The following is a 20,527-nucleotide window of genomic DNA, read 5'->3' as shown; positions in this document are numbered from 1 at the left end:
AAATGAGCCAGAATGTTTATCAATTTATCGACCTGCAGCGCGTTGATCCGCCGAAGAAACCGCTGAAGATCCGTAAGATCGAGTTTGTTGAAATCTACGAACCGTTTTCTGAAGGTCAGGCGAAAGCCCAGGCGGATCGCTGTTTGTCCTGCGGGAATCCCTACTGCGAGTGGAAATGTCCGGTACATAACTACATCCCGAACTGGCTGAAACTGGCTAACGAAGGGCGTATTTTTGAGGCGGCAGAGCTATCGCACCAGACTAACACCCTGCCGGAAGTGTGTGGCCGCGTCTGCCCGCAGGACCGCCTGTGCGAAGGCTCCTGTACGCTGCACGATGAGTTCGGCGCAGTGACCATCGGTAACATTGAGCGCTATATCAACGATAAAGCGTTCGAAATGGGCTGGCGCCCGGATATGACCGGCGTGCGCCAGACGGACAAACGGGTAGCGATTATCGGCGCAGGTCCGGCAGGGCTGGCGTGCGCCGACGTGCTGACCCGCAACGGCGTGAAGGCGGTGGTCTTTGATCGCCATCCGGAAATCGGCGGCCTGCTGACCTTCGGTATTCCAGCTTTCAAACTGGAAAAAGAGGTGATGACCCGTCGTCGCGAGATCTTCACCGGCATGGGTATTGAGTTCAAACTTAATACCGAAGTGGGTCGTGATGTACAGCTTGAAGATCTGCTGAAAGATTACGATGCGGTATTCCTTGGCGTCGGCACCTATCAGTCGATGCGCGGCGGGCTGGAAAATGAAGATGCGGACGGGGTTTTCGACGCTCTGCCGTTCCTGATCGCCAATACGAAGCAGATCATGGGGTTTGGCGAAACCAGCGACGAACCATATGTCAGCATGGAAGGCAAACGCGTGGTGGTGCTGGGCGGCGGCGATACCGCAATGGACTGCGTACGCACTTCCATACGCCAGGGCGCAACGCACGTAACCTGTGCTTATCGTCGTGATGAAGAGAACATGCCGGGTTCCAGACGCGAAGTGAAAAACGCGCGCGAGGAAGGTGTCGAGTTTCAGTTTAACGTTCAACCGCTGGGCATTGAAGTCAATGCCAACGGCAAAGTGAGCGGCGTAAAAATGGTGCGCACTGAAATGGGCGAACCGGATGCCCAAGGCCGTCGACGGGCGGAGATCGTCGCCGGTTCCGAGCATGTGGTTCCGGCTGATGCGGTGGTGATGGCGTTTGGTTTTCGTCCACACAGCATGGAATGGCTGGCGAAACACAGCGTGGAACTGGACTCGCAGGGACGAATTATCGCGCCGGAACGCAGCGATAATGCTTTCCAGACCAGCAACCCGAAAATCTTCGCCGGTGGCGACATCGTGCGCGGTTCCGATCTGGTGGTGACGGCGATTGCCGAAGGCCGTAAGGCGGCTGACGGGATTATGAACTACCTCGAAGTGTAACCCTTCCGGCTCCCCGGTTGATGCCTTGTGCTGATGGCTGGGGAGCCGATATTCCTCTCCTCAATATCTCTCCTGCCGATTCTGGAAACCCGCTCGTAAATCGAGATGTAATGCCATGTAAAATCCGTTCATGGATTGATCCGTTTACGCCTGAAGCGTATTGATAGCGTTCTAATTTCACAATGAAACTATCACGTAAGGGATGACATGACGAATCCAACTTTAGCGCCACAGTCTGATGAATATCAGCAAATTCATGACGGTATTATTCGTCTGGTCGATACGGCACGTACCGAGACCGTGCGCAGCATCAATGCCATTATGACTGCCACCTACTGGGAAATTGGCCGACGCATTGTCGAATTTGAACAGGGAGGAGAAGCGCGAGCGGCCTATGGCACCCAGCTTATCGAACGATTATCGGTAGATTTAAGTCAGCGCTATAAGCGCGGTTTTTCCACCAGAAACCTATGGCAAATTCGTACATTTTATCTTTGTTTTCAACACATTGAAATTCCGCAGACACTGTCTGCGGAATCTTCAAATCTCATACCGCTCGCCAAAACATTCCCACTCCCCTGGTCGGCGTATGTCCGCCTCTTGTCGGTAAAAAATCCCGATGCCCGCACTTTTTACGAGAAAGAGACGCTACGTAACGGCTGGTCCGTACGGCAGCTCGACAGGCAAATCGCCACTCAGTTTTACGAACGAACGCTACTGTCCCACGACAAATCCGCCATGTTGCAGCAGCCTGCACCCGCCGAGCCAAACGTTTTGCCGGAGCAAGCCATACGCGACCCGTTCATTCTGGAATTTCTTAACCTGAAGGACGAGTATTCCGAATCAGATCTCGAAGACGCGCTGCTCAGCCACCTGATGGACTTTATGCTGGAGCTTGGTGACGATTTTGCTTTTGTTGGCCGCCAACGCCGACTACGCATAGACGATAGCTGGTTCCGCGTCGACCTGCTGTTCTTCCATCGTCGCTTGCGCTGCCTGTTGCTCGTTGACCTGAAGGTAGGCAAATTCGGTTATGCGGATGCCGGGCAGATGAATATGTACCTGAACTATGCCAAAGAGCACTGGACAATGCCCGGAGAAAACCCGCCAGTCGGCCTGGTTTTGTGCGCAGGGAAAGGCGCGGGGGAAGCGCATTACGCGCTGACTGGCCTGCCAAACACCATCATGGCGAGCGAGTACAAAGTGCAGTTGCCCGACGAAAAATTACTCACAGACGAACTTATTCGTTCGCAAACCATGCTGGAAACTCAACTCACACGCGGTGGTTCACTGACAACGGAGAAAAACTAACGAACCATTAATGCCATGAATGATTATCAAAAAAAATATCATACGAAAACGTTTGCTTTATTCTGAGAACTGTATATTATGCGGCGGATTTTTTGGGCAAAATTCATGGAGGCGTTGTGTCGCAGGACAACAATTATAGCCAGGGCCCCGTCCCTCTGGCGGCGCGGAAGGGCGTGATTCCACTGACGTTTGTCATGTTGGGTTTAACGTTTTTTTCCGCCAGTATGTGGACCGGAGGGACACTCGGCACCGGTCTTTCTTATAATGATTTCTTCCTCGCAGTTCTCTTCGGTAATCTCCTCCTCGGTATCTACACTGCATTTCTTGGTTACATCGGCGCAAAAACCGGACTCTCCACCCACCTCCTTGCACGTTACTCCTTTGGCGTTAAAGGATCATGGCTTCCCTCGCTGCTGCTAGGCGGCACACAGGTAGGCTGGTTTGGCGTTGGCGTAGCGATGTTCGCTATTCCGGTCAGTAAAGCGACGGGCATTGATGCCAATATTCTGATTGCCGTTTCGGGTCTACTGATGACCCTGACCATTTTTTTCGGCATCTCGGCGTTGACCATTTTGTCTATCATTGCCGTACCCGCGATCGTTATACTGGGCAGCTACTCCGTCTGGCTGGCGATCAGCGGCGTGGGTGGGCTGGAGCATTTAAAAACGATAGTGCCGCAGACGCCGCTGGATTTTTCCAGCGCGCTGGCGCTGGTGGTGGGATCGTTTGTCAGCGCCGGTACATTGACCGCCGACTTCGTCCGCTTCGGGCGTCATGCCAAAAGCGCCGTACTGATTGCGATGATCGCTTTTTTCCTCGGCAACTCGCTGATGTTTATCTTTGGCGCGGCAGGCGCTGCCGCCGTCGGTCAGGCGGATATCTCTGACGTGATGATAGCGCAGGGGCTGCTGCTGCCCGCGATTGTGGTGCTTGGCCTGAATATCTGGACCACCAACGATAACGCGCTGTACGCATCGGGTCTGGGCTTCGCCAATATTACCGGTCTTTCCAGCCGCACGCTGTCGGTGGTGAACGGGATTATCGGTACCGTGTGCGCGCTGTGGCTTTACAATAATTTTGTCGGCTGGCTGACGTTCCTGTCATCTGCCATCCCACCGATTGGCGGAGTGATTATTGCCGACTATCTGTTGAACCGCCGCCGCTATGCCGACTTCAACACCGTGCGCTTTATTCCCGTTAACTGGATTGCTATTCTTTCCGTCGCGCTGGGCATCGCCGCCGGACATTATGTTCCTGGTATTGTGCCCGTCAACGCCGTACTCGGCGGCGTCTTCAGCTATATCCTGCTGAATCCACTTTTCAACCGCAGCCTTGCTAAATCACCAGAGGTCAGCCATGCAGAACAATAACATCACTATTCGTCAGACGCGTCTGCAGGGACACGAAGGATTATGGCAGATTACGATTGAAAACGGGCGCTTTAGCCGGATTGAGCCTCAGGAAGCCGCATCGTTACCGCAGGGCGAAGTGCTTGATGCCGAAGGCGGCCTGGCTATTCCACCGTTTGTTGAGCCACATATCCACCTGGATACCACGCAAACGGCGGGTGAACCGAGCTGGAACCAGTCCGGCACACTGTTTGAAGGGATTGAGCGCTGGGCAGAACGTAAAGCAATGCTCACGCATGAAGATGTGAAAGCGCGCGCGATGCAGACCCTGAAATGGCAGATGGCTAACGGCATCCAGTACGTTCGTACTCACGTTGACGTTTCAGATCCTACGCTCACCGCGCTGAAAGCCATGCTGGAAGTGAAGCAAGAGGTTGCGCCGTGGGTAGATCTGCAAATCGTCGCCTTTCCGCAAGAAGGTATTCTGTCTTATCCCAACGGTGAAGCGCTGTTAGAGGAAGCCGTGCGTTTGGGCGCTGACGTTATTGGCGCCATTCCGCACTTTGAGTTCACGCGGGAATATGGCGTTGAATCGCTGCACAAAATCTTTGCACTGGCGCAGAAATACGATCGCTTGATCGATGTGCACTGCGACGAAATTGATGACGAGCAGTCTCGCTTTGTCGAAACGGTCGCGGCGCTGGCGCATCGTGATGGCATGGGGGCGCGCGTGACCGCCAGCCACACCACGGCTATGCACTCGTACAACGGCGCGTATGCGTCACGCCTGTTCCGCCTGTTGAAAATGTCGGGGATTAACTTCGTCGCCAACCCGCTGGTGAATATTCATCTGCAAGGGCGGTTTGACACTTACCCGAAACGTCGTGGCGTCACGCGAGTGAAAGAGATGCTGGAAGCGGGGATCAACGTCTGCTTTGGCCATGATGACGTCTTCGACCCGTGGTATCCATTAGGCACAGCAAATATGCTGCAGGTGTTGCATATGGGGTTACACGTTTGCCAGTTGATGGGGTATGGGCAAATCAACGACGGGTTAAATCTGATCACTACCCACAGCGCAAAAACCCTGCATTTACAGGACTACGGTCTGAGCGTCGGCAATGCCGCGAATCTGGTTATCTTACCCGCTGAGAATGGATTCGATGCGGTACGTCGCCAGACGCCTGCCCGTTACTCGATTCGCCACGGGCGGGTGATTGCCGAGACGGTGCCGAGCCAGACGACGCTGCACCTGACCCAGCCGGAAGCCGTGACGTTTAAGCGTTAACCCGTCATACCCGCGCTCTCCGGCACATTCACCACGCAGCCCCGTAAGGGGCTGCGTTCGGAAGACTGCTCCGGCAAGAGATTCAGGCCGCCAGCAGACTGGCGCGTACTTTCACTACCACTTTTTTGATGTCATCTGGCTCACCCACTGCACATCCCGGTTTATGCGGTTCTCCCGGCATAAACACAGCAAACATCCCCGCTTGCAGCGTAATAGTCTGCTCGTCGGCAATTTGACTACAAAGCTGGTAATCCTCTTCAACATGCATCTCCTCGCACTGGCGAGCGGCACCGGACATCCCAAACGCAATACGCTCGACGCCGGTTAGTAGTAGCTGAATATCAATGTATTGTTCATGCAATTCCGCTTTCTTCGCGGCCGGCATTTGCGTCGTTAACTGCATTACATTCATAAAGATATTGTCGCCCTGCAATTCATAGCGCCCCGGCGCTTTCTCCTGCGGCCTTGCCGCCAGCGCGAGAGTCAAGGCATCCAGCAGTCGCGGATGCAACCCGCAAGAAGGCAACGACTGTACTTCCCCCATCATCATAATGTGTCTCCTTGAGCTAACAAAGCAGCGCCTAATAATCCTGCGTCATGCCGATAGCGAGCGGCGCTCAGCGCCACGTGATAAGGCGCAGGCTCTTGCATCAAAAACGCGCGAACCTGCTCCAGGTATCCCTCAGCTAACCCTACGCTGCCGCCAATGACCACACACTGGCAGTCGGTAGTCGCTTTCACATCGGCGATCATCCGCGCTATTACCTGCGCGGATTGGCTTACCAGATGTCGCGCCTGCTGATGACCTTCGCCAGCGCGAATAAATAGGGTTTTGGCGTCGCATCCCGCCAGATCGTCCCGCGCCGCCGCGGCCATCCCTCGTCCGGAGGCGATGGCCTCTACGCAGCCAACGCGTCCACAGCCGCATACGGGCCCGTGTGGGTCCGCCAGGGTGTGTCCCAGGTGCCCGGCCAGACCGCCTTTTCCGGTAAGGAGCTTGCCGTCGCAGACAACGCCGCCGCCAACGCCGGTTGAAACGGTGATAAATACCATATCGCGAATATCATCAGGGAGCGCGTGATACTCCGCCCAGGCCGCCGCCTGCGCGTCGTTCACCGCCAGCGTCGGCAGGCCAGCGATCGTTTCCAGTGTTTGTACTAACGGAAAGTGTAGCAAGCCGCCCAGATTATGGGGGTTTAGCGCCAGCAGCATCCCTTCCTGAATGATCCCGGTAGAAGCTATCGCTACCTGACGCGCCTCTGCCCGTAGTGGTTCAACCAGCGCCTTTAATGCTTCACGTAACGCATCCGGCGTTTTGCTCGCGGGGGTCGGTAGCTCGCGACGCTGGCTAATGCGCAAGTTGTTGTCGATGAGCGCGGCGGCAAGTTTAGTACCGCCAATATCGATTGCTAACGTAGTCATGACGCCGCCTTTTTTAATGCGTCGTTATACCATCCACAGATATGTTCCAGACGGGTAATGGCGGACCCCACCGTCACCGCCCATGCGCCATAGCGGATCGCCTCCGCCGCCAGTGCTGGCGAGTTATAGCGCCCTTCGGCTATTACCCGGCATCCGGCGTCATGCAACGCTTTGACTAAGGGCAGATCGGGTTCCTCCGGCGTATCGGGGGTGGTGTAGCCGGACATTGTCGTGCCGATAATGTCCGCGCCCAACCGTTGACAGGCGAGACCATCGTCCACGGATGAGCAGTCGGCCATCGCCAGTAGATGGTGGTGATGAATGCGCGCCAACAACGCCTCAACGGCTACCGGCCGTTGCCGAGCGGTTCCATCAACGGCGATAATAGCTGCGCCGGCCTGCGCCAGCGCATCTACATCGTCGAGAAAAGGGGTAATGCGCACTGGAGAGTCGTCCAGATCGCGTTTGATAATGCCGATAATGGGTACCGAAACGAGCGAGCGGGTCATACGCAGGTTGTCTATGCCTTCAATACGCACCGCAACCGCGCCCGCCTGTTCCGCCGCCAATGCCATTGCCGCTACAATCTCCGGCTTATCCAGCGGACTGCCCGGAACGGGCTGGCAGGAGACAATCAGGCCGCCAGAAGCGGCAATATTTTTATCCAGTTGTTCAAGTAACGACATACTACTCCCTTACAAATATTGCCCGGTTGAAAACCGGGCAAGCGGATTAACTTTTCGTTTTTACAAAGGCACCTTTACCACTGCCAAGCGGTACGGCTCCGCTGAACGGTTTGTCGTCAATAGCATCGTGGGTGCGTAACGCTTCCGGACGTAGCCAACGCTGTACGCGAGACGGCATATCAAGCCCAATAAGCAGGATCACGACAAACGTCAGGCTGAAAGAGAGCGATGCCAGCGCAGTGCCCAAATCCAGACGTTGAGCGATCAGCGCTCCCAGGATCGGCGCCAGCGCGCCGCCGAGCGCGCCGACGTTATAAGTAAAGCCCAGCCCCGCCGCGCGCTGATCGGTATCGAAGTAACCGCCGATCAGTTTCGGTAGAATCCCGGCAATCCCCTGCCCCAACATCTGTTGGAAAAACAGTAGCAGACCCAGAACCCAGACGTTTGTGCCGCCAATCGCAAAGACCGGAATAATGAGGATTTGCGAGGCCAGCAGGCTACAGACATATGCTTTACGCGTTCCCAGCCAGTCGCCAAGAAAACCGCCTACGCAGCAACCAACCGCCGCGCCAAATCCGCTAAAGAACAGGACATTCGCCACCGTATGCGGATCGTAGGCCAGCTCAGTTTTCAGATAAGTGGGTAATAGCGCCTGAATCGGCCAGGAATAGAGGAAAGCAAACAGTACCACCAGCATCAGCATGACGCCAGTGGGCCAGCGTTTACCGCTGCTCTGCACCATAAAGCTGATAAAGATAACCGCGCACAGTAGTCCCAGCCCCGCCACAATCGCAGCATTTTGTAGGTTACCGGCAAAACAGAACCACAGCGCAGCGGCGGCGGCGAAGGTCATTAAAATGTTGATGATGCGATGTTCGCCCCGATAAAGAATGTCGACCATCGTACGTACCGGCGCTTTACCCGCGTGTTTCTCTTTCCAGTCTTCCGCTTCCGGAATGTTTTTCCGCAGCCAGAGGGCGAAGATAATTGGCAAAATGCCAATGAAAAACAGCGCGCGCCAGCCCCAGACAGGCACCACCTGGCTGTACACCTGCGCGGCAACGACCGCGCCGACGGAGAAGCCGGAAATCAGAAAACCGCTGGCTTTATTGCGTAAATGTTTTGGCCAGCTTTCGATTACATAGGTCGCGCTGGAACCATATTCGCCCGCCATGCCCATACCAATCACCAGTCGGGCGATGAACATGGTGGTGTAACCGGGCGCAAACCCGCATGCCAGGGTTCCCACCGAAAACAGAATGATGCTGCTGACCATCGCCAGACGACGCCCATAGCGATCGCCCATCGCGCCCAGTAATAACCCGCCGAACCAGCGAGAGATAAAAGCCGCAGAAATCAGGCTTGCCGCCTGTACCGTCGTCAGCCCAAATTCGCTTTGTACCTCAGTCAGTACAAGAGCAATCAACACAAAATCAAAACCATCAAGCAGATATCCCAGCCAGGCAGCGGAAAATGCCCGCCACTGCGCCCGGTTGAGATGGCGATACCACGGGATGTTCTGGGTAGAAGTACTCATTTTACTCTCCCGACGATTTTTGTTGTCGTTATGCCGAATGGCGGCTCCGCCTTATCCGGCCTACCGCTCACACTGTTGTAGGCCGGGCAAGCGTAGCGCCCCCGGCATTATGCTGTTACGCCTTTTCTTCCATCAGTTGTTGAGCCAGCGCCTTGAGCGCCGGCAGGTATTTTTCATCAACAGGCGCGAGCGGTTTACGACACAGCGGCACCGATACCACGTCCATATAATGCAGGACCGTTTTCAGGCCGCGGAATACGCCGGTTTTAATCAGTAAATCAATAACCTTATTGCACTCGGTTTGCAGACGCTGCGCTTTCGCCACATCGCCCTCACGTAATGCCTGCACAATCCCCTGGTAACGCCAGCCCATAATGTTGTATGTGCTGCCGATACCGCCGTCCGCGCCCGCCAGCAGGCCGGAAGCGAAGATTTCGTCATAACCGTTGTACAGCACCAGATCCGGATGCGCGCGGCGGATCTGCTCCATCTGGAAGAGATCGCCGGAGGTTTGCTTCAGCGCGCTCACGCCCGGTAATGTCACCAGCGTATTGATCTGATCGAGGGTAAGTTTTACACCGCTTAACGCCGGAATGTTGTATACCACCATCGGCAATCCATCTGCGGAATCAATGATTGCCCGATAATGGTCACAGTGCTCTTCAAAACTGAAAGGGTAATAAAAAGGCGTCACCGCAGAGACCGCATCAAAACCGTAACGCTTTGCGGCGCTGGCAAGCTGCTGGCTTTCTGCGGTGCTTACCGTCCCGACATGGGCGATCAGCGTGATTTTTCCCTTCGCCTCTTCGGCGACAATCTCCAGTACCTGCTCTCTTTCAGCAAGGCTCTGTACGAATGCTTCCCCGGTGGAACCGCCAACGTACAGCCCGTCGATACCCTGGCCGATGTTAAAACGCACCAGACGGCGCAGGCTTTCGCTATCCAGTTGCTGCTGATGATCAAATGGGGTCAACAACGCCGCCATTACGCCTTGCAATGCTTTTGCCATACCTACCTCTACGGATGATGAATATATTAACTACCTACCTTTATACCTGTTATACCAGATCAAATAAGCAGCAAATAATACAGAACGCTTATAGTGCGATCTGCTTCACTAAACTGGGATCGGAGGCGCGATCGCTACCGCATTTTTTGACTTTTTTTACCGAGTGCGTGCCAGGTAGCGGAAACGCTATTGAGGTGGGTTTGCAGAGCGCGATCCGCTTTATCGGGATCTCGCTGGCGAATGGCATCAACAATCACAATATGCTGTTGATAACTCACGTTATTATGTTCATGCAGCTCACGATCGGGAACGCTTGGGCGGGCGGCGATTAGCCAGTCCAGCAGAGCAACATGAATAGCCATAAAGATCGGATTGCCGGGAATTTCAGCCAGCACCCGGTGAAACTCGACATCCGAACGAATAAACAGCGCGTTGTCATCCAGCGACTGGCTATTAATTTCCAGCGCTTTCGTTAACAACGCGATCTGCTCGTCGGTGGCATGTTCCGCCGCATAGCGTACCAGGCTGGATTCAAAGAAAAGCCGTAGCTGTTCAAAGTGAGCGATGCCGCCAGGATGAGTAAGAAAATCTTTCGCCATACCCGACAGTTCGCTGATGATGGTATCAGCAGAGGGGCGCGAGACGCGGGCGCGTTCGCCGTTATTGATTTGCACCAGACCTTTACGCTTCAGCGCAGCTAACGCTTCACGCACAGAGGGACGTCCCACATTGAAGAAGGCCATTAATTCACGTTCAGACGGTAGCTGTTCTCCCTCGCCAAACTCATGACGGCGGATCATCTGCTCCAGCTCTTCCTCAACCATTTCAGACAGTTTTTTACGCGCCAGCGGGCGGCGGCGCAAACTACGCCCGAGGGATGTCGGTGAATCTTCTGCTTGCGAATCAAATGCGTTCATAACGTCCATTCATGAGTGGTCGGTGGCAAATAATAGCAAGCTTATCGTAACACAGCTTCAAAAGCAGGGTGAACCCGCGAGGAGGCCAAACAAAACAGGCCCTTCAGGGCCTGTTGATTATTTTACTACGCGCAGTGCCGGACGTCCGCCACGCGGCGGAGGCGGCTCGTCATCAGGGCTACTGTCGTCATCGTGGTCGGGCTTATCGCCATCAATGACGGACATCACGGTCTCGCTTTCCGCGCCTGCGGTATTGTCATCATCATTTAAGCTGACAACGTCTTCATCATAGGCGGCTTCAGGCTCAAACATGGTGCCTGCGCCGTTTTCACGGGCGTAAATCGCCAGCACCGCAGCCAAAGGCACAGAAACCTGACGGGGAACGCCGCCGAAGCGCGCATTAAAACGCACTTCATCATTAGACAGCTCCAGATTACCTACCGCCCGCGGCGCAATATTAAGGACGATTTGCCCATCGCGCGCATATTCCATAGGGACATGCACGCCAGGCAGCATCACATCCACCACCAGATGCGGGGTCAACTGGTTATCCAGCAACCACTCGTAGAAAGCACGCAACAGGTAAGGACGACGCGGCGTCAACTGTGACAAATCCATACAGGTTAACCCCGACCGAGGCGCATTTCACGTTCAGCTTCGGTTAAAGAAGCCAGGAAAGAATCACGTTCAAAGACGCGGGTCATATAGCCTTTCAGCTCTTTCGCCCCTGCGCCGCTGAATTCAATACCCAACTGCGGTAAACGCCACAGGAGAGGCGCCAGGTAGCAATCAACCAGGCTGAATTCGTCGCTCAGGAAATACGGTTTCTGACCAAATACTGGCGCAATCGCCAGCAGCTCTTCACGCAGTTGTTTACGTGCAGAGTCGGCCTCGGAAGCAGACCCGTTTACGATGACGTTCATCAGCGTATACCAGTCTTTTTCAATACGGTGCATGTACAGACGGCTTTCACCGCGCGCGACCGGATAAACCGGCATCAGCGGCGGATGAGGGAAACGCTCATCCAGATATTCCATAATGATGCGAGATTCCCACAGGGTCAGCTCACGATCCACCAGTGTCGGAACGCTTTGATTCGGGTTGAGGTCAATCAGATCCTGAGGTGGATTGTCCTTTTCCACATGTTCGATCTCAAAACTAACACCCTTTTCAGCCAACACAATGCGGACCTGATGGCTATAGATGTCAGTAGGACCAGAAAACAGCGTCATTACCGAACGTTTGTTGGCAGCGACAGCCATGAAAACCTCCAGGTATATTCAGAATTTTTACTGCTACCAGCCACAATGTGACCAGCCAGATGTTATGTCACCCAGGGCGAAAAAAGCCATCATTGCTCAGAAACGAGACAAAAAATGAACATTCCCCGCTATTTGGGCAGAAAATTGGATGATAGTTTACCAGATTTTGTGGCCTTTGTGGTGAGTCGATTCTGGAATTGGGGAAAAAGAGACAACAATCCGCATTTCATCGTGACAGATAAATGCATTGCCCATAAAAAAACCCGCCGAAGCGGGTTTTTTCGCTAACAGTTGTCTGCCGAAGCAGAAACCCATTAACGTTTGGAGAACTGCGGACGACGACGTGCTTTACGCAGGCCGACTTTCTTACGTTCAACCTGACGAGCGTCACGAGTAACGAAGCCAGCTTTACGCAGTTCGCCACGCAGGGACTCGTCGTACTCCATCAGAGCGCGGGTGATACCGTGACGGATCGCACCAGCCTGACCAGAGATACCACCACCTTTAACAGTGATGTACAGATCCAGTTTCTCAACCATGTCGACCAGTTCCAGCGGCTGACGAACTACCATGCGGGCAGTTTCACGACCGAAGTACTGTTCCAGAGAACGTTGGTTGATAACGATTTTACCGTTGCCCGGTTTGATGAAAACGCGAGCTGCGGAACTTTTGCGGCGACCAGTGCCGTAGTATTGATTTTCAGCCATTGCCTATAATCCCGATTAGATGTCAAGAACTTGCGGTTGCTGTGCCGCGTGGTTGTGCTCGTTGCCCGCGTAAACTTTCAGTTTACGGAACATAGCACGACCCAGCGGGCCTTTTGGCAGCATGCCTTTAACCGCGATTTCAATCACACGCTCAGGACGGCGGGCAATCATCTCTTCAAAGGTCGCTTGTTTGATACCACCGATGTGGCCGGTGTGGTGATAGTACACTTTGTCAGTACGCTTGTTGCCGGTTACAGCAACTTTGTCAGCGTTCAGAACGATGATGTAATCACCAGTATCTACGTGCGGAGTGTATTCCGCTTTGTGCTTACCGCGCAGGCGACGAGCCAGTTCAGTAGCCAGACGGCCCAGAGTTTTACCGGTCGCGTCAACAACATACCAGTCGCGTTTTACGGTTTCTGGTTTAGCTGTAAAAGTTTTCATTAAAAGCTTACCCAAATAAATAAGTTACACGTTGGTGAACACCCAAACGTTTAAATAGTTGAGGTTCACACGACAAAGTCCGGTAAACCTACCCCCTCGGATATGTTTGGCCGGCACAGAGAAAGTTTGGGAAAAAACTCTCTTGTAACGTGGGGTCGCAGGATTATAGAGAAGTCCAGGTCAAAGATCGACCCCTTTTTGCGATTTGCCGCGGGTTTTGTTCAGGCCTGGTTCCCCCTCCGGTAGGGGAGGTTGCACAGATATGATACCGCACAATGCCGGGGCGCTGCGCTTGTCCGGCTTACGGCATATGCTCCCGCTTGAGGTACTCCGCACTCTGCATCTCTTGCAGGCGCGACAGACAGCGCTGAAATTCAAACTTGAGCCGTTCCCCCTGATAAATTTCATATAACGGTGCGGCGGCGCTGACCACCAGCTTAACGTGGCGCTCGTAAAACTCATCCACCAGCGCAATAAAGCGGCGCGCTTCGTTCTCCATCAGCAGCGTCATGACCGGCACGTCAAACAGCAGAACCGTGTGAAATAACCTTGAGAGCGCAATGTAATCATGCTGGCTGCGGGCCTCGACGCACAGCGTAGCGAAAGAGACCGCTAACGTTTGGTTTTCAACGCCCAGGGTGGATAAAGGGCGATGATTGATTTCCAGCGTCGGAGCGTGTTCTCGTGCGGCCCCCGCTAACGCCAGCCACAGTTTATCCATTTGCCGCTGGGTTTCATCATTAAGCGGCGTTAGCCATAAATGGGCCTGCGTCAGCGTCCGCAGCCGGTAATCGACGCCGGCGTCCACATTCATAATGTCGCAGTGCTGTTTAATGGCATCGATAGCTGGCAGGAAGCGGGCGCGTTGCAAACCGTTGCGGTAGAGTTCATCCGGCGGAATATTGGAGGTCGCGACCAGCGTAATGCCGCGTGCAAACAGCGCTTTCATTAAACCGCCCAGCAGCATGGCGTCGGTAATATCGGTGACGAAAAACTCATCGAAACACAGTACGTCCGTCTCGGTTTTAAACCGATCGGCAATAATGTCTAACGGATCGATCTGTCCCTGTAACGCGGTAAGTTCTTCATGCACGCGCAGCATAAACCGATGAAAATGCAGACGTAGTTTTCGCTCGCCCGGCAGGCTGTGGTAGAAGAGATCCATGAGCCAGGTTTTGCCGCGCCCCACGCCCCCCCACATATACAGCCCGCGAACCGGTATTTGCGCGTCCGGTTCGTTTTTGCCTAATAATTTCCCCAGTCGCGCTATCAGACCGCCGGGTGGCGTAGCCGACGATTTTTTCGCGGTGAGCGCCTGATAAAGGGTTTCCAGACGGTCGACCGCCTCTTTCTGTACGTCGTCAGGCTGATGGGTGCCTTCGTTGAGTGCCTGGAGATAACGCGATGTAGGGGAAAGGCTTTGCATAATGTTATTGTTATTCCTTGAAAATCGATGTGCCGTCGTTCACGGCTGACGAAAAAAAGGCCGTTCTACACTACGCGATATGCTGTCGGGATTCCACTTCTACGGAATTAGCGGTTATAGTGGCATAATCAGGCGCGGGCATGGAGCCTGGAGCCAACACCCTACGGAAACATAAGACAACGGGAGATGTTCATGACCTGGGAATATGCGCTAATTGGATTAGTCGTCGGTATCATCATTGGTGCCGTGGCCATGCGTTTTGGTAATCGTAAGTTACGTCAACAGCAGGCATTGCAGTACGAACTGGAAAAAAACAAAGCTGAGCTGGAAGAGTACCGTGAAGAGCTGGTTAGCCACTTTGCCCGCAGCGCGGAACTGTTGGATACCATGGCGCATGATTATCGCCAGCTATATCAGCATATGGCGAAAAGCTCCAGCAGCCTGCTGCCGGAAATGTCTGCGGAGTCGAATCCGTTCCGTAACCGTCTGGCGGAGTCTGAGGCGAGCAACGATCAGGCGCCAGTACAAATGCCACGTGATTATTCTGAAGGCGCGTCTGGCCTGTTACGTAGCGGCGCAAAGCGCGATTAATCGCACGCCGTTAAGAAATTTATCGGGCGCATCGCTTGCGCCCTCTCTCTATCTTTCCTGTCCCAGCTATTATCATTGTTACCAGGCTGAAAATTCAATAACATCAATCTGTTTTGAATTGTCTATCCGTTCATTCAAGGTACGAGAGCAGCATCCATGAAAAAACACACCCAGCTGTTAAGTGCATTAGCGTTAAGTGTCGGATTAACTCTTTCGGCGCCGTTTCCAGCCCTTGCATCAATACCAGGCCAGGTGCCAGGCCAGGCGACGCTGCCAAGCCTTGCCCCTATGCTGGAGAAAGTGCTGCCTGCTGTCGTCAGCGTAAAAGTCGAGGGAACCGCCGCCCAGAGCCAAAAAGTGCCGGAGGAGTTTAAAAAATTCTTTGGCGAGGATCTGCCAGACCAGCCGTCCCAGCCGTTTGAAGGACTCGGTTCGGGGGTGATTATCGATGCCGCGAAAGGCTATGTATTAACCAATAATCATGTGATTAATCAGGCACAGAAGATCAGCATTCAACTGAATGACGGACGCGAATTCGACGCGAAGCTGATCGGCGGCGACGACCAGAGCGATATCGCTCTGTTACAAATTCAGAATCCCAGCAAGTTAACGCAAATTGCCATCGCCGATTCCGACAAACTCCGCGTCGGCGATTTCGCCGTGGCGGTCGGTAATCCGTTTGGCCTTGGGCAAACCGCCACCTCCGGGATTATTTCAGCGCTAGGACGCAGCGGGCTTAATCTGGAAGGGCTTGAGAACTTTATTCAAACCGATGCCTCTATTAACCGCGGCAACTCCGGCGGCGCGCTGCTTAACCTGAACGGCGAGCTGATCGGGATTAATACCGCGATCCTCGCGCCAGGGGGCGGGAGCATCGGCATTGGCTTTGCTATTCCTTCCAATATGGCGCAGACGCTGGCGCAGCAGTTGATTCAGTTCGGCGAAATCAAACGCGGATTGCTGGGAATTAAAGGCACTGAAATGACCGCTGATATCGCTAAGGCATTCAAACTGAACGTTCAGCGTGGCGCTTTTGTCAGCGAGGTTTTACCCAATTCAGGTTCGGCGAAGGCCGGGGTGAAATCCGGAGACGTGATTATCAGTCTTAACGGTAAGCCGCTGAATAGCTTTGCCGAACTGCGTTCGCGTATCGCCACCACCGAACCGGGCACGAAAGTGAAGCTGGGCCTGCTGCGCGATGGTAAGCCGCTGGAGGTGGAAGTCACGCTGGATTCCAATACCTCTTCTTCCGCCAGCGCCGAAATGATCGCCCCGGCGTTGCAAGGCGCGACGTTGAGCGACGGCCAGCTGAAAGACGGGACGAAAGGCGTTAAGGTTGATAGCGTCGAAAAAAGCAGTCCTGCCGCGCAGGCCGGTTTGCAAAAAGATGATGTTATCATCGGCGTTAATCGCGATCGCATCAGTTCTATCGCCGAAATGCGCAAAGTGATGGCGGCAAAACCGTCCATCATTGCTCTTCAGGTAGTACGCGGCAACGAGAACATTTATCTATTGCTGCGCTAATCCTGTCTTAAACCGGGCATCAGCCTGCGATGTGATGTCCGGTTAACTCATGGTATGCTGCTGCCGTTCCCTTTTTTAACGACGCCTCCATCATGTTTGTGAAGCTCTTACGTTCGGTCGCAATAGGTTTAATTGTCGGCGCTATTCTGTTGGCCGTCATGCCTTCTTTGCGCAAAATTAATCCTATCGCCGTCCCGCAATTCGACAGTACCGATGAGACGCCAGCCAGTTATAATTTTGCGGTTCGCCGCGCCGCGCCTGCCGTCGTCAATGTCTATAACCGCAGTATGAACAGTACCGCGCATAATCAACTGGAGATCCGCACGCTGGGTTCCGGCGTGATCATGGATCAACGCGGTTATATTATTACCAACAAGCACGTGATTAACGATGCCGATCAGATTATCGTCGCGCTACAGGATGGCCGCGTCTTTGAAGCGCTACTGGTTGGCTCCGATTCGCTTACCGATCTGGCGGTGCTGAAGATCAACGCCACTGGCGGGCTGCCTACCATCCCGATTAATACAAAGCGTACACCGCATATTGGCGACGTCGTACTGGCTATCGGCAACCCATATAATCTGGGACAGACCATCACCCAGGGGATCATCAGCGCAACGGGTCGTATCGGCCTGAACCCGACGGGGCGACAGAATTTTCTCCAGACCGACGCCTCGATTAACCACGGTAATTCCGGCGGCGCGCTGGTCAACTCGTTAGGCGAACTGATGGGGATCAACACCCTCTCTTTTGATAAGAGTAACGATGGCGAAACGCCGGAAGGTCTTGGTTTTGCGATTCCCTTCCAGCTAGCCACGAAAATTATGGATAAGCTTATCCGCGACGGTCGCGTGATTCGCGGCTATATCGGTATTGGCGGACGAGAAATCGCGCCGCTGCACGCGCAGCAGGGTAGCGGCATGGACCCGATTCAGGGCATTGTCGTTAATGAAGTGACGCCAAACGGCCCCGCCGCGCTTGCCGGTATTCAGGTTAATGATTTGATTATTTCGGTCAATAATAAACCCGCTGTGTCCGCGCTGGAGACGATGGATCAGGTGGCGGAAATCCGCCCGGGCTCCGTCATTCCGGTCGTGGTAATGCGGGATGATAAGCAGCTCACGTTCCAGGTGACGGTGCAGGAATACCCGGCGTCGAACTAAAACGACGCGGCTTTTGCCCGCGTCGTTCGACGGCTAGTCAATGAAGACTGGCCCTGCCGGAAAATGCGCCAGGAAACTCGTGAAGATCAGCAGAGCGGGGAAACTCTTTTCCCCAACGGCCTCTTCACGCAGCGCCTTATCCAGTGCAAGCAGGCTATGCTCCCCCCCTTCCCCCAGAATGCCGCCCATCCAGAGCAGTCGTTGCGCCTGTTGACGCGCATACTGCGATGCGCTTTTCCAGGCGACCAGATGCAGCAACGTTTGTAACAGCAGGATCCGAGACGCGTGACCATCGCGTTGTAATCGCCTGAATACGGGTAATGCAATACTACGTACCGTCGAGAAACCGCTCGCCGCTTCCTCCTCAATCGGCGATAAACCAACAGCCGCCTGTTTGACGAAATCGCATAACTGATTGTGTGTTAATGGCCGCTCGCCTGCGCTCATATACCCTGCGGCAAAACAGAGTAACCCGATACCCTGAGCCCAATCGGTTGATGGCAGAATCCCCTGCGGAACATTCGGTGCCGACGTCTGTGCGGCACAAAGCCCCTCGTCGTAACACTGTGCAAAACGTTGCTCATATATTGCTGAGTTGACGCCAGACCACGGCAGTAAATGCAGCGCTGGCTCAAGCTCAGTTATCTGATTCACCGTCTCAACAACATAATGCAAGATGGTTTCTCTGGATGGCATGGATGTACCTTGCCGAAACGCAACCATTTCACTCATTACTGTGTCCTCATTTTGCGGGAGCAGAATCACTGCTCCCGATTAGATTGGATTACATTGCCAGCACGTACTTGAGCATCACGCCCGCGGCAATGGCCGAGCCAATCACACCCGCCACGTTCGGCCCCATCGCGTGCATCAGCAGGAAGTTCTGCGGGTCTGATTCCAGGCCCACTTTGTTCGATACGCGGGCCGCCATCGGCACTGCCGACACGCCGGCGGAGCCAATCAGCGGGTTAATTTTGTTCTTACTGCACAGGTTCATCAGCTTCGCCATCAGCACCCCGGCCGCCGTCCCAATCCCGAACGCAATCACCCCCAGCAGCAGAATGCCCAGCGTCTGCGGCTGCAGGAACTTATCCGCGACCAGCTTCGCGCCCACCGACAGTCCGAGGAAGATGGTGACGATATTAATCAGCCCGTTCTGTACCGTGTCGCTCAAACGCTCCACCACGCCGCTTTCACGCATCAGATTGCCAAAGCAGAACATCCCCAGCAGCGGCGCGGCGTCCGGCAACAGCAGGGCCACCAGCAGCAACAGCACCGCCGGGAACAGAATCTTCTCCCGCTTGCTCACCGTGCGCAGCTGCACCATGCGGATTTTCCGCTCCTTCTCCGTGGTCAGCGCCTTCATAATCGGCGGCTGGATTAACGGCACCAGCGCCATATACGAGTACGCCGCCACCGCGATGGCCCCCAGCAGCTCCGGCGCCAGCTTGCCCGACAGGTAAATCGCCGTCGGGCCGTCCGCGCCGCCGATGATGCCGATGGCCGCCGCCTGCGGCAGGGTGAAGGCAATCAGGCCGAAGTAGTTCAGCGTCAGCGCCCCCAGCACGGTGGCGAAGATGCCGAACTGCGCCGCCGCGCCGAGCAGCAGGGTGCGCGGGTTGGCCAGCAGCGGGCCGAAGTCGGTCATCGCGCCGACGCCCATGAAGATGACCAGCGGCGCGACACCGGAGCCAATCGCCACTTTATAGAACAGTGCCAGCACCCCCGGCGTATAGCCCATGTCCACCGCCAGGTTCTCCATCTGGCTCTGCACCGACGGCAGAGCAAGGGCCAGCGCTTCCTTGATGGCGTGCACGTCCGGCGCGCAGTTCAGCTTCGCGGCAATCACCGCCAGCTGCCCGGCGTCGTGATGCGCCAGCAGGCTTTCCAGCGCGGTCAGCGCCATGCCCGCTTCCGGGATGTTGGAGAGCAGGCCGCCGAAGCCAATCGGCAGCAGCAGCAGCGGCTCGAACTTCTTCGCAATCGCCAGCCACAGCAGCAGCAGGCTCACCAGCAGCATGATGGCCTGGCCTGCGCCAAGGTGCATCAGCCCCATGCCCTGAAGCAGGGCGTTCAGACTTTCCATTTCCGCTCCTCGTCCTTACGCCAGCGTCATCAGGGTGTCGCCGACGGAGACCGCATCCCCAGCTTTCACCGCGATACCGCGTACCGTCCCGGCCTGCGCGGCGCGGATTTCGGTTTCCATCTTCATGGCTTCCAGAATCAGCAGCACGTCGCCTTCGGCCACGCTCTGGCCTTCGGTGGCAATCACCTTCCAGATGTTGCCCGCCAGCGGGGCGGTGACCGGGGTGCCGGCGCCTGCCGGGGCGGCAGCCTGAACCGGTGCGGAAGACGGGGTGGCAGCAGTGAGCTGGCTGATATCGCCGCCGTCGCTGACCTTCACCACAAAGGCTTTGCCTTCCACTTCCACGGTGTAGATACCGGAAGCGGCAGGCTTCTCTGCTTTTGC

22 protein-coding genes are annotated in these 20,527 nt (G+C 55.0%); 8 read left to right on the top strand and 14 right to left on the bottom strand.

The features are described from left to right. Nucleotides 1-2: 2 nt before the first annotated feature. From gltD to ACH0WD_RS15800, 4 genes are all read left to right on the top strand, one after another. Entirely contained in the window at nt 3-1,421 is a 1,419-nt protein-coding gene (gene gltD / locus ACH0WD_RS15815; RefSeq protein WP_000081637.1) for a glutamate synthase subunit GltD, read from the top strand. A 207-nt stretch (nt 1,422-1,628) separates the two neighbouring features. Beyond that, nucleotides 1,629-2,732, top strand: coding sequence for a YhcG family protein (locus tag ACH0WD_RS15810; protein ID WP_000184305.1), 1,104 nt, complete (start codon nt 1,629-1,631; stop codon nt 2,730-2,732). A 116-nt stretch (nt 2,733-2,848) separates the two neighbouring features. Then, nucleotides 2,849-4,102 carry a cytosine permease gene (codB, locus tag ACH0WD_RS15805; RefSeq protein WP_000076261.1) on the top strand — a complete coding sequence of 418 codons (1,254 nt, stop codon included), beginning with the start codon at nt 2,849-2,851 and terminating at the stop codon, nt 4,100-4,102. Continuing rightward, nucleotides 4,089-5,369 (top strand): cytosine deaminase, encoded by a 1,281-nt coding sequence (locus ACH0WD_RS15800; RefSeq protein ID WP_001180680.1) that lies wholly within the window; start codon nt 4,089-4,091, stop codon nt 5,367-5,369. The genes codB and ACH0WD_RS15800 overlap by 14 nt, the downstream gene beginning before the upstream one ends. Nucleotides 5,370-5,451: 82 nt before the next feature. On the opposite strand, the gene nanQ is transcribed toward ACH0WD_RS15800, so the two are convergent. The 8 genes from nanQ to sspA form a co-directional block, all read right to left on the bottom strand. Further along, the gene (gene nanQ, locus ACH0WD_RS15795; protein WP_000979899.1) at nt 5,452-5,919 is read right to left on the bottom strand and encodes an N-acetylneuraminate anomerase; all 468 of its coding nucleotides are present in this window, start codon (nt 5,917-5,919) and stop codon (nt 5,452-5,454) included. Continuing rightward, nucleotides 5,916-6,791 carry an N-acetylmannosamine kinase gene (gene nanK, locus ACH0WD_RS15790; protein WP_000208983.1) on the bottom strand — a complete coding sequence of 292 codons (876 nt, stop codon included), beginning with the start codon at nt 6,789-6,791 and terminating at the stop codon, nt 5,916-5,918. Before nanK ends, nanQ begins: the two co-directional genes overlap by 4 nt. Next, nucleotides 6,788-7,477 (bottom strand): N-acetylmannosamine-6-phosphate 2-epimerase, encoded by a 690-nt coding sequence (locus ACH0WD_RS15785; RefSeq protein ID WP_000054439.1) that lies wholly within the window; start codon nt 7,475-7,477, stop codon nt 6,788-6,790. Before ACH0WD_RS15785 ends, nanK begins: the two co-directional genes overlap by 4 nt. 46 nt (nt 7,478-7,523) lie before the next feature. Continuing rightward, entirely contained in the window at nt 7,524-9,014 is a 1,491-nt protein-coding gene (gene nanT, locus ACH0WD_RS15780; RefSeq protein ID WP_000108078.1) for a sialic acid transporter NanT, read from the bottom strand. Nucleotides 9,015-9,129: 115 nt separating this feature from the next. Then, nucleotides 9,130-10,023, bottom strand: coding sequence for an N-acetylneuraminate lyase (gene nanA / locus ACH0WD_RS15775; protein ID WP_001029668.1), 894 nt, complete (start codon nt 10,021-10,023; stop codon nt 9,130-9,132). 134 nt (nt 10,024-10,157) lie between these two features. Continuing rightward, nucleotides 10,158-10,949, bottom strand: coding sequence for a transcriptional regulator NanR (nanR, locus tag ACH0WD_RS15770; RefSeq protein WP_000382926.1), 792 nt, complete (start codon nt 10,947-10,949; stop codon nt 10,158-10,160). Nucleotides 10,950-11,057: 108 nt separating this feature from the next. Then, entirely contained in the window at nt 11,058-11,558 is a 501-nt protein-coding gene (gene sspB / locus ACH0WD_RS15765) for a ClpXP protease specificity-enhancing factor (protein ID WP_000366112.1), read from the bottom strand. A gap of 5 nt (nt 11,559-11,563) precedes the next feature. Next, nucleotides 11,564-12,202, bottom strand: a complete 639-nt coding sequence (sspA, locus tag ACH0WD_RS15760) for a stringent starvation protein SspA (RefSeq protein ID WP_000257298.1) — start codon at nt 12,200-12,202, stop codon at nt 11,564-11,566. A gap of 114 nt (nt 12,203-12,316) precedes the next feature. Here sspA and ACH0WD_RS15755 point away from each other — a divergent pair, with 114 nt between their 5' ends. Beyond that, complete coding sequence (locus tag ACH0WD_RS15755; protein WP_006494685.1) at nt 12,317-12,490, top strand: hypothetical protein; 174 nt, start codon at nt 12,317-12,319, stop codon at nt 12,488-12,490. A 26-nt stretch (nt 12,491-12,516) separates the two neighbouring features. Here ACH0WD_RS15755 and rpsI read toward each other — a convergent pair whose 3' ends face one another. The 3 genes from rpsI to zapE all read right to left on the bottom strand — a co-directional run bounded on the left by rpsI (nt 12,517) and on the right by zapE (nt 14,779). Then, nucleotides 12,517-12,909, bottom strand: coding sequence for a 30S ribosomal protein S9 (gene rpsI / locus ACH0WD_RS15750; protein ID WP_000829815.1), 393 nt, complete (start codon nt 12,907-12,909; stop codon nt 12,517-12,519). 15 nt (nt 12,910-12,924) lie between these two features. Beyond that, a complete protein-coding gene (rplM, locus tag ACH0WD_RS15745) occupies nt 12,925-13,353 on the bottom strand; it encodes a 50S ribosomal protein L13 (RefSeq protein ID WP_000847559.1) in 429 nt (142 codons plus the stop codon). 301 nt (nt 13,354-13,654) lie between these two features. Further along, entirely contained in the window at nt 13,655-14,779 is a 1,125-nt protein-coding gene (zapE, locus tag ACH0WD_RS15740; protein WP_001191217.1) for a cell division protein ZapE, read from the bottom strand. 192 nt (nt 14,780-14,971) lie between these two features. On the opposite strand from zapE, the gene zapG reads away from it, so the two are divergent. From zapG to degS, 3 genes are all read left to right on the top strand, one after another. Beyond that, complete coding sequence (zapG, locus tag ACH0WD_RS15735) at nt 14,972-15,370, top strand: Z-ring associated protein ZapG (RefSeq protein WP_001519074.1); 399 nt, start codon at nt 14,972-14,974, stop codon at nt 15,368-15,370. 156 nt (nt 15,371-15,526) lie between these two features. Beyond that, nucleotides 15,527-16,894 carry a serine endoprotease DegQ gene (gene degQ, locus ACH0WD_RS15730; protein WP_000716690.1) on the top strand — a complete coding sequence of 456 codons (1,368 nt, stop codon included), beginning with the start codon at nt 15,527-15,529 and terminating at the stop codon, nt 16,892-16,894. Nucleotides 16,895-16,986: 92 nt separating this feature from the next. Then, a complete protein-coding gene (degS, locus tag ACH0WD_RS15725; RefSeq protein ID WP_000497705.1) occupies nt 16,987-18,057 on the top strand; it encodes an outer membrane-stress sensor serine endopeptidase DegS in 1,071 nt (356 codons plus the stop codon). Between the two features lie 33 nt (nt 18,058-18,090). On the opposite strand, the gene ACH0WD_RS15720 is transcribed toward degS, so the two are convergent. The 3 genes from ACH0WD_RS15720 to ACH0WD_RS15710 all read right to left on the bottom strand — a co-directional run. Further along, nucleotides 18,091-18,822 carry a triphosphoribosyl-dephospho-CoA synthase gene (locus ACH0WD_RS15720; protein WP_000602023.1) on the bottom strand — a complete coding sequence of 244 codons (732 nt, stop codon included), beginning with the start codon at nt 18,820-18,822 and terminating at the stop codon, nt 18,091-18,093. 19 nt (nt 18,823-18,841) lie between these two features. Continuing rightward, nucleotides 18,842-20,143 (bottom strand): oxalacetate decarboxylase subunit beta, encoded by a 1,302-nt coding sequence (locus ACH0WD_RS15715; RefSeq protein WP_000444857.1) that lies wholly within the window; start codon nt 20,141-20,143, stop codon nt 18,842-18,844. A 15-nt stretch (nt 20,144-20,158) separates the two neighbouring features. Further along, on the bottom strand, nt 20,159-20,527 hold a 369-nt coding region (locus ACH0WD_RS15710), incomplete at its 5' end, for a biotin/lipoyl-containing protein (protein WP_130549548.1).

The organism is Salmonella sp. 2020_1395, from assembly GCF_043848115.1.
Lineage (GTDB): Bacteria > Pseudomonadota > Gammaproteobacteria > Enterobacterales > Enterobacteriaceae > Salmonella > Salmonella enterica.
This window is presented reverse-complemented; position numbering and strand designations above follow the sequence as displayed.